The 14,114-nt window shown below is 70.8% G+C and carries 14 protein-coding genes and 1 pseudogene; 10 read left to right on the forward strand and 5 right to left on the reverse strand.

From position 1 onward, the window contains the following. The first annotated feature begins 3 nt into the window (after nucleotides 1-3). The 3 genes from HLK59_RS00820 to HLK59_RS00830 are packed head-to-tail and all read left to right on the forward strand — an operon-like array spanning nucleotide 4 to nucleotide 2,976. Nucleotides 4-684 carry a TetR/AcrR family transcriptional regulator gene (locus tag HLK59_RS00820; protein ID WP_171139171.1) on the forward strand — a complete coding sequence of 227 codons (681 nt, stop codon included), beginning with the start codon at nucleotides 4-6 and terminating at the stop codon, nucleotides 682-684. 27 nt (nucleotides 685-711) lie between these two features. Further along, complete coding sequence (locus HLK59_RS00825) at nucleotides 712-1,758, forward strand: LacI family DNA-binding transcriptional regulator (RefSeq protein ID WP_240982103.1); 1,047 nt, start codon at nucleotides 712-714, stop codon at nucleotides 1,756-1,758. A gap of 39 nt (nucleotides 1,759-1,797) precedes the next feature. Further along, entirely contained in the window at nucleotides 1,798-2,976 is a 1,179-nt protein-coding gene (locus HLK59_RS00830) for a 4-hydroxybenzoate 3-monooxygenase (protein ID WP_171139173.1), read from the forward strand. Between the two features lie 37 nt (nucleotides 2,977-3,013). Here HLK59_RS00830 and trxA read toward each other — a convergent pair whose 3' ends face one another. After that, nucleotides 3,014-3,400: a thioredoxin gene (gene trxA / locus HLK59_RS00835; RefSeq protein ID WP_171139174.1), complete on the reverse strand. Its 387-nt coding sequence runs from the start codon at nucleotides 3,398-3,400 to the stop codon at nucleotides 3,014-3,016. Between the two features lie 133 nt (nucleotides 3,401-3,533). On the opposite strand from trxA, the gene HLK59_RS00840 reads away from it, so the two are divergent. Next, nucleotides 3,534-4,961, forward strand: a complete 1,428-nt coding sequence (locus HLK59_RS00840) for an NAD(P)/FAD-dependent oxidoreductase (protein ID WP_171139175.1) — start codon at nucleotides 3,534-3,536, stop codon at nucleotides 4,959-4,961. A 76-nt stretch (nucleotides 4,962-5,037) separates the two neighbouring features. Here HLK59_RS00840 and HLK59_RS00845 read toward each other — a convergent pair whose 3' ends face one another. After that, nucleotides 5,038-5,682, reverse strand: a complete 645-nt coding sequence (locus tag HLK59_RS00845) for a peptide deformylase (protein WP_171139176.1) — start codon at nucleotides 5,680-5,682, stop codon at nucleotides 5,038-5,040. 139 nt (nucleotides 5,683-5,821) lie between these two features. Between HLK59_RS00845 and HLK59_RS00850 the strand changes: the two genes are divergently transcribed. Then, the gene (locus tag HLK59_RS00850; protein ID WP_171139177.1) at nucleotides 5,822-7,219 is read left to right on the forward strand and encodes a PepSY domain-containing protein; all 1,398 of its coding nucleotides are present in this window, start codon (nucleotides 5,822-5,824) and stop codon (nucleotides 7,217-7,219) included. Nucleotides 7,220-7,282: 63 nt separating this feature from the next. Here the strand turns inward: HLK59_RS00850 and HLK59_RS00855 are convergent, their stop codons facing one another. Genes HLK59_RS00855 through HLK59_RS00865 form a run of 3 tightly spaced genes read right to left on the reverse strand, consistent with a single transcriptional unit; the run spans nucleotide 7,283 to nucleotide 8,614 of the window. Beyond that, entirely contained in the window at nucleotides 7,283-7,630 is a 348-nt protein-coding gene (locus tag HLK59_RS00855) for a tetratricopeptide repeat protein (protein WP_171139178.1), read from the reverse strand. A 49-nt stretch (nucleotides 7,631-7,679) separates the two neighbouring features. Next, nucleotides 7,680-8,126 carry a winged helix DNA-binding protein gene (locus tag HLK59_RS00860; protein ID WP_171139179.1) on the reverse strand — a complete coding sequence of 149 codons (447 nt, stop codon included), beginning with the start codon at nucleotides 8,124-8,126 and terminating at the stop codon, nucleotides 7,680-7,682. After that, nucleotides 8,123-8,614, reverse strand: coding sequence for a MarR family transcriptional regulator (locus HLK59_RS00865; protein ID WP_171139180.1), 492 nt, complete (start codon nucleotides 8,612-8,614; stop codon nucleotides 8,123-8,125). Before HLK59_RS00865 ends, HLK59_RS00860 begins: the two co-directional genes overlap by 4 nt. 119 nt (nucleotides 8,615-8,733) lie before the next feature. Between HLK59_RS00865 and HLK59_RS00870 the strand changes: the two genes are divergently transcribed. The 5 genes and pseudogenes from HLK59_RS00870 (at nucleotide 8,734) to HLK59_RS00890 (ending at nucleotide 14,088) form a co-directional block, all read left to right on the forward strand. After that, the gene (locus HLK59_RS00870) at nucleotides 8,734-9,699 is read left to right on the forward strand and encodes a pirin family protein (protein ID WP_171139181.1); all 966 of its coding nucleotides are present in this window, start codon (nucleotides 8,734-8,736) and stop codon (nucleotides 9,697-9,699) included. Nucleotides 9,700-10,207: 508 nt separating this feature from the next. Further along, entirely contained in the window at nucleotides 10,208-10,762 is a 555-nt protein-coding gene (locus tag HLK59_RS00875; protein WP_171139182.1) for a hypothetical protein, read from the forward strand. An 8-nt stretch (nucleotides 10,763-10,770) separates the two neighbouring features. After that, a pseudogene (locus tag HLK59_RS00880) lies at nucleotides 10,771-10,950 on the forward strand (site-specific integrase); the annotation flags it as partial. Between the two features lie 1,008 nt (nucleotides 10,951-11,958). Continuing rightward, complete coding sequence (locus HLK59_RS00885; protein ID WP_171139183.1) at nucleotides 11,959-13,347, forward strand: glycoside hydrolase family 43 protein; 1,389 nt, start codon at nucleotides 11,959-11,961, stop codon at nucleotides 13,345-13,347. A gap of 63 nt (nucleotides 13,348-13,410) precedes the next feature. Continuing rightward, on the forward strand, nucleotides 13,411-14,088 hold the full coding sequence (locus HLK59_RS00890) for a PAS domain-containing protein (RefSeq protein ID WP_171139184.1): 678 nt from the start codon (nucleotides 13,411-13,413) through the stop codon (nucleotides 14,086-14,088). Nucleotides 14,089-14,114 lie beyond the last annotated feature (26 nt).

Genomic DNA, 14,114 nt, shown 5'->3' on the forward strand with positions numbered 1-14,114 from the left:
CCGATGCTTTACGCTGTCTTCATGTCCGCCTCTCTGCCGCCTTTCCCCAGGCCCCAGGAACCCTCGGGTGAGGCCGAGTTGCTCCAGCTCGGCACCCCGGAGGAGGAGCCCTGCCTGCGCGCCGACGCCGCGCGCAACCGGGCGCGGCTGCTGGAGGCGGCCGCCCGGCTGATCGCCGAGCACGGCGCCGCCGGGGTCACGATGGAGGCGGTGGCCGCCGCGGCCCAGGTCGGCAAAGGAACCGTCTTCCGCCGCTTCGGCGACCGCACCGGCCTGCTGATGGCGCTCCTCGACCACTCGGCGAAGAAGCTCCAGGAGGACTTCCTCGGCGGCCCGCCGCCCCTGGGCCCCGGCTCGCCCCCGCTGGAACGGCTGCGGGCGTTCGGCGTGGCGGTGCTGTACCGCACGGCCGAGCAGCTGGACCTCTACCTGGCCGCCGAGCCGGAGCCGACCCGCCGGTTCTCCCATCCGTCGCACCGCGCGCTCACCATGCACGTCACGGTCCTGCTGCGCCAGATCGTGCCGGACGCCGACTGCGAACTGCTGGCGCGGACGCTGCTCGGATATCTCGACCCCGCCCTGATCCACCACCTGACCAGGGAGTGCGGGATGCCCATGGAGCGACTGGAGGCCGGCTGGGCCGATCTGGTGGCCCGTGTGACGGGCACCGGGGCGACCCACTGAGGAACGGCTCGCACAGGTTCTGCAAAGATGCGTGACGTCATGGTGCAGATACCGAAAACGCCCGCCCCCGCGTCGCCCGCACCGCGCTCCGTGCCCACGAGCGCCGATGTGGCCCGTCTGGCCGGCGTCTCGCGCGCGACCGTCTCCTACGTCCTCAACAACACCAGTGCCGTCCGGATCAGCGAGCCCACCCGCCGCCGTGTCCACGAGGCCGCGAAGGAACTCGGGTACGTGCCGCACGCGGCCGCCCGCAGCCTGCGCGCCGGACACAGCCGCCTGGTCCTGATGCCCGCCCCCACCATCCCCGTCGGCCAGCTCTACGGCCAGTTCATCAACGAACTCCAGTGGGCCCTCAGCCGCCTCGACTACACCGTCGTGCAGCACGGCAGCGTCGGACTGCACGGCGACGAGGCCGCCCGCGCCTGGGCCGAACTGCGCCCGGTCGCCGTCCTGGTGCCCGGCGCCGGGCTCGGCCCGAAGGGCGTCGCCGTCCTCAAGCGCTCCGGCGCCCGTGCCGTCGTCACCCTCGGCCCCGAGTCCGTCGAGGGCGCCCACGCCCTGCTCATGGACCACGAGGCCGTCGGTCACCGAGCCGGCACCCACCTGTACGAGCGCGGCCGGCGCCGCATCGGCGTGGTCGTCCCCGAGGAGGCCGGCCTGGAGGCCTTCTCGCTGCCCCGCCTCGAAGGCGTCCGCAACGCCCTGCGCGGCACCGACGCCACCGTGACCCATCTGCCCCTCGCCCACACCGAGGAGGCCGGCGCCCGGCTCGCCGCCCGCTGGCACGACCTCGACCTCGACGCGGTGTTCGCCTACAACGACGAGTACGCGATGCTGCTGATGCGCGCCCTCCAGGACCAGGGGATCGACGTGCCCGGCGAGACGGCGCTGATCGGCGCCGACGACCTGATGCTCGGCCGGCTCCTGCGGCCCAGACTGAGCACGGTCCACCTCGAACTGCCCTCCGGCCGCGACCTCGCCGAACTGGTGGACCGCGCGGTGCGCAACCCCGGCTCCGTGCCCGAGACGCACAAGGTACTGGGAGCGACGGTGGTGCACCGCGAGTCCAGCTGACAGCCTGAGCCGCAGGCTGTCACTCACGGGAGGCGTGCCATGCGCACGACGGTCGGCATCATCGGCGGCGGCCCCGCCGGACTGCTCCTCGCCCGCCTGCTGCACCGCGTGGGCATCGACTGCGTCGTCCTGGAGGCCAGGACACGGGAATACGTCGAACAGCGCCAGCGCGCCGGAATGCTGGAGCAGGGCACGGTCGACGCCCTGCGCGAGTGCGGGGCGGCCGAACGGCTGGAGGCGCAGGGCCTCGTCCACCAGGGCATCGAGCTGCGCTTCGACCGGGAGCGGCACCACATCGACTTCCCGGTCCTCACCGGCGGCCGCACCGTCACGATCTACGCTCAGACCGAGATCGTGAAGGACCTCGTCGCCCTCCAACTGGCCGACGGGCCACCGCTGTTGTTCGAGGCGGAGGCGCTCGCCATCGAGAAGCCGGAGTCCGCGACACCCCTCGTGCGGTTCGTGCACGAGGGCCGCGAACAGACCCTGAGCTGCGACTGGGTCGTCGGCTGCGACGGCTTCCACGGCATCGCCCGCGACACCGTCCCCGCCGAGGTGAGCCGCGTCCACGAGCACGACTACCCGTACTCCTGGCTGGGGATCCTCGCCGATGTCGCCCCGTCCTGCGACGAGTTGGTCTACGCCCGCGGCGAGCGCGGCTTCGCCCTGCACAGCATGCGCTCGGCGCGGGTGTCACGCCTGTACCTACAGGTCCCGAACGGCACCGACCCGGACGACTGGTCCGACGACCGCGTCTGGGACGAACTCGCCGCCCGCTTCGCCATCGACGCCGACTGGACCCTGCGCCGCGGCCCGATCACCGCCAAGTCCGTCACCCCGATGCGCAGTCACGTCCACGAACCGATGCGCCACGGACGGCTCCTGCTGGCCGGCGACGCCGCCCACATCGTCCCGCCGACCGGCGCCAAGGGCCTCAACCTCGCGGTGTCCGACGTACGCCTCCTGGGCCGCGCCTTCACCGAGCTGCACCGCACCGGCTCCGAGCGACTCCTGGACACCTACTCGCAGTCGTGCCTCGCCCGCGTCTGGCAGGCGACCGGATTCTCGTACGACATGACGACGATGCTGCACACCCGGCCCGACGCGGACCCCTTCGAGGACCGGCTCCAGCTCGCGCGGCTGCGCCGGATCACCGCATCCCGGCACGCCGCCGCCGAACTGGCCGCGAACTACACGGGACTTCCCCTCCAGTGGTGAGCCCCCACCGGGACGCGGTGTCCCGACAGGCCTGCGGTCACTGGCCGTTCTGCTCGGCGTCGGCCTGCTGCTCGGCGACCGACCTGCGGACCTCGTCCATGTCCAGCTTCCGGGCCTGCCCGATCACATCCGTCAGCGCGGCCTCCGGCAGCGCGCCCGGCTGCGCGAACACGGCCACCCGGTCACGGACGATCATCAGCGTGGGAATCGACTGGATCCCGAAGGCCGCCGCCAGCTCCGGCTGCGCCTCGGTGTCCACCTTGCCGAAGACCAGGTCCGGGTTGGCCTCGGCGGCCTTGTCGTAGACGGGCGCGAACTGACGGCACGGCCCGCACCAGGACGCCCAGAAGTCGATCAGCACGAACTCGTTGTCCGTGACCGTCTGGTCGAAGTTCTCCTTGGTGAGCTCCACGGTCCTGCTCATGGCGTGCATCCCTCTTCCTGGTGTCGGGGCCTGATGTCGGGCGAAGCCGTCGTCGCAAACACGGCGGGCCGCGTAGGTATTCCGCGCGCGTACCCATGTGGCCCGAGCGCACACCACCCACCAGACTGACCCCATGACGGAAACGGAATCCATCGCGCACACCACCTACGACGTAGTGGTGCTCGGGGCCGGGCCCGTGGGGGAGAACGTGGCCGACCGCACCCGTGCGGCCGGTCTCTCCACCGCGGTCGTGGAGAGCGAACTGGTCGGCGGCGAGTGCTCCTACTGGGCCTGTATGCCCAGCAAGGCCCTGCTGCGCCCGGTCATCGCCCAGGCCGACGCCCGACGCCTGCCCGGTCTCGCACCCGCCGTGCAGGGCCCCCTCGACACGGCCGCGGTCCTCGCCCGACGGGACGAGTACACCTCCCACTGGAAGGACGACGGCCAGGTCCGGTGGATCGAGGGCATCGGCGCCGACCTCTACCGCGGCCACGGCCGCCTCACCGGTCCCCGCACGGTCACCGTGGGCGACAAGGTCCTCACCGCCCGGCACGCCGTGGCCGTCTGCACCGGCACCCGCGCCGTCCTGCCCGACCTTCCCGGACTCGACGAGATCAAGCCCTGGACCAGCAGGGAGGCCACCAGCGCCAAGGCCGCGCCCGGCCGGCTGGTCGTGGTCGGCGGCGGGGTCGTCGCCACCGAGATGGCCACCGCCTGGCAGGCCCTCGGCTCCCGGGTCACCCTCCTGGTCCGCGGCAAGGGCCTGCTGAACCGTATGGAGCCCTTCGCCGGGGAACTGGTCCACGAGGGCCTCACCGAGGCGGGCGCCGACGTCCGCACCGGCACCTCGGTGGCGTCGGTGACCCGCGAGAACGGCACCGTCGTGGTCGTCACCGACGCCGGAGAACGCATCGAGGCCGACGAGATCCTCTTCGCCACCGGACGCGCCCCGCGCACCGACGACATCGGCCTCGACACGGTCGGCCTGGCACCCGGCTCCTGGCTGGAGGTCGACGACAGCCTCCGCGTCACCGGCAACGACTGGCTCTACGCCGTCGGCGACGTCAACCACCGCGCCCTCCTCACCCACCAGGGCAAGTACCAGGCCCGCATCGCGGGCGCCGCCATCGCCGCCCGCGCCTCCGGCGTCCCCCTCCTGGAGACGGACCCCTGGGGCGCGCACGCCGCGACCGCCGACCACTCCGCCGTACCCCAGGTCGTCTTCACCGACCCCGAGGCCGCCGCCGTCGGCCTCTCCCTCGCGGAGGCCGAACAGGCCGGCCACCGGGTCCGCGCCGTCGACTACGAGCTCGGCAACGTCTCCGGCGCGAGCCTGTACGGCGAGGGCTACCGGGGCCGCGCCCGCATGGTCGTGGACATCGAACGCGAGATCCTCCTCGGCGTCACCTTCGTCGGCCCGGGCGTCGGCGAACTCATCCACTCCGCCACCGTCGCCGTCGCCGGAGAGGTCCCGATCAGCCGGCTCTGGCACGCCGTACCGTCCTACCCGACGATCAGCGAGGTGTGGCTACGGCTCCTGGAGAGCTACCGCGACAACTGAGTCACGCGGAGCGCCCGCACGGCGCGGTCGTCACGGGTCACCATGACGACCGCGCCCGGACCCGTGCGAGGGGACGTCACGGCAGGTCGAAGCCGAGCGACCGCGCGGCCTCCGCCGGTGTCGGCTGCGCCCATCGCTCCGCCATCGCCCGGGCCGACGACAGCGAACGCGGCTCCGCCCGGTCGAGGTAGAGCGTGCCGTCGAGGTGATCGGTCTCGTGCTGCACGATCCGGGCCGGCCACCCGGAGAACACCTCGTCCACCGCCCGCCCGCGCTCGTCCTCGCCCGTCAGCCGCACCTCGGCGTGGCGCGCCACGACGGCCTGCCAGCCCGGCACGCTCAGACAGCCCTCGAAGAAGGCGGCACGCGCGGTGCCGACCGCGGCGTACGACGGGTTGACCAGCACCCGGAACGGCTGCGGCACCCGTCCGCGCGCCACCCTGATCTCGTCCGGCACCGGCGCCGGGTCCTCGATCACCGCGATCCGCAGGGGTACGCCGACCTGCGGAGCCGCCAGGCCCACGCCCGGCGCCGCGTGCATGGTGACGCGCAGCGCCTCCACGAACCGGGCCAGCAGCGCGGGGTCCAGCTGCCCCTCGAACCGCTCGGTGCCGCGGCGCAGCACCGGATCGCCGGCCGCCACGATCGGCAGCGGGCCCTCGCCCGCCAGGAGTTCCTCGACCAGATCGGCAAGGGGCGCGTGATGACGGGGAGTTGCCATCGCGCCAGGATGCCACGCCCCCCTCCCCACCCACGTGTGACGCAGGTCACTTCGATCTCCGGGAACTCGAAGGCCTCATCCCCCGACTACTGGACCGGTACCGCCGAGAAACGTCCCCTGCCCCAGAAAAGAACCGCCGATGACCTCCGCTCTCACGAGGACCACGGACGAGGCCCCGAAAGCCGCCGATCCGACGCCGTCACGCAGCAGTTGGGCGCCGCTCCGCCCCCTGATGCTGCGCCTGCACTTCTACGCCGGACTGCTGGTCGCGCCGTTCCTTCTGGTGGCCGCCTGCACCGGACTCCTCTACGCCGCTTCCTTCCAGGCCGAGAAGATCGTCTACGCCGACGAGCTGACCGTCTCCGAGGTCGGCGACACCAAGCTGCCCATCTCCGAGCAGGTCACCGCCGCCCGCAAGGCCCACCCCGAGGGCACCGTCGCGGCCGTCCGCCCCTCCCCGGAGGACGACGCCACGACCAGGGTCCTGCTGTCCGGCGTCAAGGGCGTCGACGCCGACCACACCCTCGCCGTCTTCGTCGACCCGTACACCGCCGAGGTCGAAGGCGCCCTGGAACAGTACGGCTCGACCGGCGCACTGCCCCTGCGCACCTGGATCTCCGGGCTGCACCGCAATCTGCACCTCGGTGAGACCGGCCGCCTCTACAGCGAGTTCGCGGCGAGCTGGCTGTGGGTGATCGCGAGCGCGGGCCTGGTGATGTGGTTCACCCGCCGCCGGGCCCAGCGCAAGCTGCGCGGGACCAGCGGGCGGCGCCGCACCCTCGGCCTGCACGGCGGCGTCGGCGCCTGGGCCGCCGCCGGGTTCCTCTTCCTGTCGGTGACCGGTCTGACCTGGTCCACCTACGCCGGCGCCAACATCGACGTACTGCGCACCGAACTGCACCAGGCCACCCCGTCGATCTCCGCGGCCGCGGGCGGCGACCACTCCGGGCACGGCGCGTCCGCCTCGGCCGGGGACGCCGAGCACGGTGTGGGCCTCGACAAGATCCTGGCGGCGGCGCGGGCCGAGGGGCTCGGCGACCCGGTCGAGATCGTCCCGCCCGCCGACGAGTCGTCGACGTACGTGGTGAAGCAGGTGGGGCGCAGCTACCCCACGAAGCAGGACGCGGTGGCCGTCGACCCGACCTCCGGCGAGGTCACCGACGTGCTGCGGTTCGCCGACTACCCGGTGCTGGCCAAGCTGACCCGCTGGGGGATCGACCTGCACACGGGCGTCCTGTTCGGCCTGGTCAACCAGATCGCCCTGATGCTGCTCGCGCTCTCGCTGATCCTGTTGATCGTGTGGGGCTACCGGATGTGGTGGCAGCGCGGCCGCGGCTCCGCCTTCGGCCGTCCGATCCCGCGCGGGGCCTGGCAGAAGGTGTCCCCGCTGATCCTGCTGCCGTGCGTGGCGGCCATCGCGGTCCTCGGGTACTACGTCCCGCTCCTCGGCATTCCGCTGGCCGCGTTCCTCGTCGTCGACATCGTGCTCGGCGAGATCAGCCACCGGCGGGGCCGCCGCGCCGACGCGGCGGCCTGACCGCAGGACAGCACAGGGGGCCCGGTTCCGTGACGGAACCGGGCCCCTGCTGTCGTGCTCGGCTCAGAGCGTGTCGAAGTCACCCGCGAGCGCGGAGGCGAGGCGGATGTGCGGCCCGGCCTCCTCGTGCCGCCCCTGCCGCTCCAGCGTGCGGCCCAGCATCAGGCGGGCGTACTGCTCCACCGGGTCGCGCTCCACGATGATGCGCAACTCGGTCTCCGCGCGCCGCAGTTGGGCCGAGTGGTAGTAGGAGCGCGCCAGCAGCAGCCGCGGTCCGGTCTGCTCCGGCACCTCCTCGACCAGCCCGTCCAGTACGCGCGCCGCGGCGGCGTAGTCCTTGGCGTCGAAGAACATCCGCGCGCGCTCCCAGCGCTCCGCCGGTGTTCCGTGGTCGTAGTACGTCATCTCCACTCTGACCTCCTTCGAGGCCGTCAACGGAGAAGAGTTGTTCGATATTCCACTACTCGTTGAGGGTGGCGAGCTCGGCGTCGGCGCGCTCGGTGATGAGGGTGAGCACTCGTCCGGCGACGGCGAGATCCTCCTTCGGGATGCCGTCGTAGATCCGGGCCGTGATGGGCGCGGTCTCGGCGGACGTGCGGTCGTACAGCTCCTGCCCGGCGTCGGTGATCCGCACCTGTGACGGCTCCTGGGATGCCAGGAACTTCGCGGCGATCAGCTCGTCGACCACGGAGCGGGCCTCCGCGGCGGCGATCTTCAGGGAGCCGACGACGGTGTCGACGAGGTGGTCCCGCTCGACGGGTCCCTCGGCGACGGCCATGACCCGGAGGGTGACGGACTGCTGGAACGTGGCCCCGTGGCGGGCCAGTACCCGCTCCAGGACCCCGCGGGCCGCGTAGTGGGCCAGGGCTATGCCCCTGGAGTCGAGTAGGGGAGTGGTGGTGGTCATGGCTGCTCCTTGTCGGGCTCGCCGGTGCCGGCGAGCGGATCCAGAGGTGCGTCGAGCAGGGTCGCCAGATCGTGCTTGAAGTCCCGGGTGCGCTCGCTGTCCTGACCGCCGAACGGTGCCAGCAGCTGCTCCAGGAGCCCCTGGACGACCTTGATGGCCTGCCGGGTCGTGTCGCGGCCCTGCTCGGTGAGGGCCAGCTGCACGGCGCGCGGGTCGCGCGGGTCGCGGGTGCGCTCCAGGAGGCCCGCGGACTCCAGCGAGCGCGCCAGCTTGGACACGTAGAGCGGCTCCAGTCCCACGTGGTCGGCGAGGCGCCGCTGGCTGGGGCGCTCGCCGGTGCGCTGCATGCCGTACAGCGACGCCACCAGCGAGTACTGCGCATGGGTGAGCCCCAGCGGAGCCATCGCGCGGTCCACCGCGGTCCGCCACTTCATCGACAGTCGCCACACCAGGAAGCCGGGTGTGGCCTTCTCGGAACCCTCGCTCATGACGAATACAGTACATGGCTACTATGTGCATGGCTACTATTTCTCGAACGGGCCGGGACGCCCGGACAGCCCGGACGACGGACTGACGGGACGCCTCTCGCGGGTCTAGGTTGGGCGCCATGAGCAATCTTGATCGCGAGGCGGCTCCCGCCCTGTGCGGCGGCCGCGGCTTCGTGGTGGCGGAGCCCGTTCGCGAACTCCTCAGCCCTCGCACCGTCAAGCTCGGCGAGTCCACCGAGGTCCGCCGGCTGCTGCCCAACCTGGGACGGCGCATGGTCGGCGCGTGGTGCTTCGTCGACCACTACGGCCCCGACGACATCGCCGACGAACCCGGCATGCAGGTGCCGCCCCACCCCCACATGGGCCTGCAGACGGTGAGCTGGCTGCACCAGGGCGAGGTGCTGCACCGCGACTCGACCGGCAGCCTCCAGACGATCCACCCGCGCGAGCTCGGCCTGATGACCTCCGGACGGGCCATCAGCCACTCCGAGGAGAGCCCCAAGTCGCACGCCCGCTTCCTGCACGGCGCCCAGCTGTGGGTCGCCCTCCCCGACAGCGACCGCCACACCGACCCGCGCTTCGAACACCACGCCGACCTGCCGGTCGTCACGGCCCCCGGCCTCACGGCCACCCTGATCCTCGGCACCCTCGACGGCGCGACCTCGCCCGGAACGACGTACACCCCCATCGTCGGCGCCGACCTGACCCTCGCCCGCGGCGCGGACGTACGCCTCCCGCTGGAACCGGACTTCGAGTACGCCGTGCTGTCCATGTCCGGCGAGGCCCGGGTGGACGGCGTTCCGGTCCTGCCCGGCTCCATGCTCTACCTCGGCTGCGGCCGCACCGAACTGCCCCTGCGCGCCGACTCGCAGGCCTCCCTGATGCTCCTGGGCGGCGAGCCGTTCGAGGAGGAGCTCATCATGTTCTGGAACTGGATCGGGCGGTCCCAGGAAGAGATCGTGCAGGCGCGTCAGGACTGGATGGAAGGACGACGATTCGGCGAGGTGAAGGGCTACGACGGAGCTCCGCTCCCGGCTCCGGAACTGCCGCCCGTGGCGTTGAAACCACGCGGACGGGTGCGTTGACCTGCGGAGACGCTTGAGCGCGGGCTGTGATGTCGGGTGGCGGGCTTTGAGGCGGCGCAGCGTCCTGCTGCGGGGCGGCTGCGGCAGAGCTCTCAATCGGGCTGTGGACCCAAGCCCGCCAAGGGCGGCAATGCCGCCACCGAATTCTGGGTCCGGGTCGGTAACGCCACGAAGCAGCTGCACGGCGACGACCTCCTGCGGTACCTGGAAGAGCACTGGGGGTGAGCCGGGTCAGGTTCAATCGCCCGCAAGTCACGGACCAGCCAGCTGTAGGCCAAGTTTGCTGCCTGCTGTTCAAGGCCCGTCGAGAGCTGTTGCTCCTGCAAGGTCGGAAGGCGGAAAACGGATGAGTGGACGGCGGGGATCTGCTGCCAGGGATCGTTCGGCACGTTCGGCACGTCCGGTTCTTGGGTGAGACTCATGTCGACGGCCGTGGCGTCGTGATGGATGGTGAGGAACACTCCGTACCGGTGACCGTGTGTGGTCGCCAGGATGGATAATCCCCCGCATGGACCAGGGAATTGCGGCGTTGCTGGGTGCAACGGTAGGTGTTGTAGGCACCGTTGCGGCGTCGACGATCTCCAGTGCGTCGACCCGGCGGCAGCTGGAGGGGCAAGCCAAAGCCGAGCACTCCCAGTGGCGCAGACAACTGCGGCGCGACGCCTACAGCGCCTTTCTGGCCCCGGCCAACGAGTCTCGCAGCGCTCTGAAGACGGCTGCACGAGCGCTGGTTGGCGATGCCCCGGATCTGGCGGAAGCTGATCGACGGCTCCAGATAGCGCAAGATCAGTTGGCGCTGGTGCAGGCGGCTTGGGCCAGCCTCGCAGTCGAGGGACCCGAGTCGGTGGAGCATGCCGCCCACAGCGTCCACCTGGGGCTCCACTCGATGCATACGACGCTTCTCGCCTGGCGCGAATCCTCGGGGGCCTCGGATCGCAACGTCAACTTCGTGGAGCGCCACGCCGTCGAGGTGACCATGGTCTCCGAGCGCCTCGGCAACTTCACGTCGGCGGCTCGCGGCGCCTTGGACGACACGGACATTCCCTCGAACAGGCGCAAGTGAGGGTGCGGCGCCGACCCCGCCCCGGAAAGGTCATCAGTCCCCGCGACGTCTGCCCGGGCACCTGGTTCGCCCGGCTGTCGTACGGTCAGGCCCGCGCCCTGCTGGACGAGCGCACGGCCGTCGGTGGTGTACCGGGAACGGGCTGGGATCTTCACGAGTGGCGGCATTTCGGTCTCACCCACCTCGGCGAGGCGGACGGCAGCAGGAGCTGACCGCAGTCGGCCCAGAGGCCCCGATGGCGCATCACTGCGGGTAGCGCACGATCAGCTGGGCCTCGACGTCTCAGTCGGGTGCCTGATGAAGGTGCGGGACGTCAGCGGCCCAACTGCCGTGCAGGCCCGGGGTCGATCAGGACAGAGTCCGTGAGCTGCCCGCCGACGCGAGCCATGCCGGCAAAGACGATGAGGTGCTCTGTCGTACCCGAGGAATGGGCGGCGGACTCCTGTGCCGCTCCGGAGCGGATGCGAACCCGGTCGCCCAGGTGTCCATGTCCCCCAAGGGCCGCCGGGTTATTGGCCGTTGAGGGGCCGTCGGCCTCGGATGTGACACCCAATCAGACGATGTGGCTGGTAGTCCACAGAGCTGCGGCGACAGATGAATTCAACGGCCCTCGATGCCAGCGACTGCCGGGTTGCCGTGTCGCGCTGCGCCCCATGATGGAGGCGGCCCGGAAGAACGGCAGCGGCCAGAAGACGGGGAAGGTCGCGCTGAAGTGGGGGAAGCCGGCCGCAGGGGATCGACACCCAGCCGCGGGTCGCCGTACGGCGCCCGCTGGTTCTCGTAGCGCGTGACGAGCCAGGGTGTGCGCCGTCCTCCAACCGGGCACGGGTGGCGGGACGTTCGGTCCGCAGTCGCAGCATCTCCGGGGGCGGGTCGCAGGGGCAGCCGGGCGCGCGGGCCATGGGGAAGTCGGGAACGGTCTCGGTCGTCTTACTCCTCTCGCTCCTCGGGGTGGGGGGAAGGGAGTTGACGTCATGGAAGCCCTCGAAGCCGACAACTGCCGGTCGTCCGGCTGACAGGAACCGGATCCGGCCGGAACTCACGGCCCGCGCACGGCGATCCCGCCACGTCCGTCCCACAGGAATCAACAAGCTCTGTGAGAACGATTGACGCGACCTCGGCCTCCTTCTACCTTCTGATCGACTTACCGAACCTCGTTCGATATATCGGCAATCGGTGTCCCCTTGGAGAAGCGAATGAGCGCAGTCCCCCACCTTTCGCGTCGACGGTTCCTGGGCGCGGCCGCGACCGTGCCGCTGGCCACCACCGGCGCGCTGGCCCTCGGTGCCGGCACCGCCCACGCCGCCGACTCGGCGTACGTCATGGGCTACTTCACCGAGTCCAACACGATGCTGGAGGCCAACTACGGCCTGCATCTCGCCGTCAGCACCGACGGTCTCCAGTGGACGCCGCTGAACCAGAACGCCCCCGTGGTGACCCCGACCCTGGGCGCGCAGGGGCTGCGCGACCCGTTCATCATGCGCAAGCAGAACGGCGCCTTCGTGGTGCTGGCGACGGACCTGAACGGCACCGACTGGACGTACGACAGCGTCTACATCCACGTCTGGGACTCCACCGACCTGCGCACCTTCACCGGCTACCGGCTGCTGAAACTGCACGACATGACCGACACCCACAGCTGGGCGCCGGAGGCCTACTGGGACGCCTCGCGCGGCCAGTACGGCATCCTCTACTCGTCGGTGAACAGCAGCGGCCACAACGTCATCATGGTCAGCTACACCACCGACTTCGTGACCACCTCGGATCCGCAGGTCTTCTTCGACCCCGGCTACGACGTCATCGACGGCGACCTGGCCGTGGACGTCAACGGCGTCAACTACCTGTACTTCAAGAAGAACCAGACCCTCGCCGGTGCCCGCTCCACCTCCCTGACGCCGGGCAGCTTCACGGAGTTCGGCACGGCCGCCGCGCACGGCGGCACCGAGGCCCCGACCCTGGTGAAGTCCCTGACGACCGGCACCTGGTACCTGTGGGGCGACACCTACACGCCCAACGGTGTCTTCTACGCCTGGCAGTCGAGCGATCTGGCGGCCGGCACCTGGACGGCCGTGAACCAGCGTCTCTACACACAGCCGCTCAACTCCAAGCACTGCACGATCGAGACGATCACCTCGGCCGAGTACACCAACCTCGTCGCCAAGTGGGGTGCCCCGGCCTGGAACCGGATCAAGTCGTACAACTATCCGGCCCGTTACGTGCGCCACAGCAACTACGTCGGCCGGATCGACGAGTACCCCTTCGACCCGTACACCGACTCGCAGTGGAAGCTCGTGCCCGGTCTCGCCGACAGCGCCGGTGTCTCCTTCCAGTCGGTCAACTACCCGACCCGCTATCTGCGGCACTACAGCTACAACCTGCGGCTGGACGTGAACGACGGCACGTCCGCGTTCGCCGGCGACGCCACCTTCTACCGTACGGCCGGGCTCGCCGACTCCTCCTGGTCGTCGTTCCGTTCGTACAACAACCCGACCCGCTACATCCGTCACTCGAACTACGTGCTGCGCATCGACCCGATCTCCACGAGCACCGAGCAGCAGGACGCCACGTTCTCCGTCGGGTACTGACGGCCTGGACGGTTTGAACGACTTGGACTACACGTCCAGAAGCTGGACGTGTAGTCTGGATTCATGACGTCCGAGCGAGCACTGCGAGCGGAGCGGGATGCGATCGTCGCCGCCCTGAGACCCGTCGTCGACGGGCTGGTGGCGACGTTCGGCCCCGTGTGCGAGGTGGTGCTGCACGACTACCGCGACCCCGACAGGTCCGTGGTCGCCCTCGCCGGTTCGGTGACCGGGCGTGCGGTGGGCGGGGCGATGAGCGAGATCGGCATGCGGATCGTCGCCCGCGGGGACGCGGCGGGCGACGAGCTCAACTACGTCACCCGGACCCAGTCCGGCAGGACGGTCAAGTCGTCCACGATGGTGCTGAGGGACTCCACGGGCACGGTGTTCGGCGCCCTGTGCGTCAACCTCGACGTGACCGCCGCGAGCGAGGCCCACGCGCTGCTCGGCGCGCTGGCCGGGATCGCCGGCACGCCCGTCGAACTGCCGGTCACCGCCTTCGGCGACGACATCGACTCGGTCGTCGACGCCATCCTCGACACGCACCGCCACCAGCCGTGGGGCGCCCTCGCCCGGACGGAACGCCTCGCGTTGTTCCGGAGCCTCGACGACCGCGGGGTCTTCGCCGTGCGCCGTGCGATCGAGCAGGTCGCGGCCCGCCTCGGTATCTCCCGCGCCTCCGCCTACAGCTACCTCTCCCAGGCCCGCGCCACGATCGCGGACGCGGAGGCGGCTGCCGAGTGACGACCGCGGACGCAGACACCGCGACG

The organism is Streptomyces sp. S3(2020) (assembly GCF_013044505.1).
GTDB lineage: Bacteria > Actinomycetota > Actinomycetes > Streptomycetales > Streptomycetaceae > Streptomyces.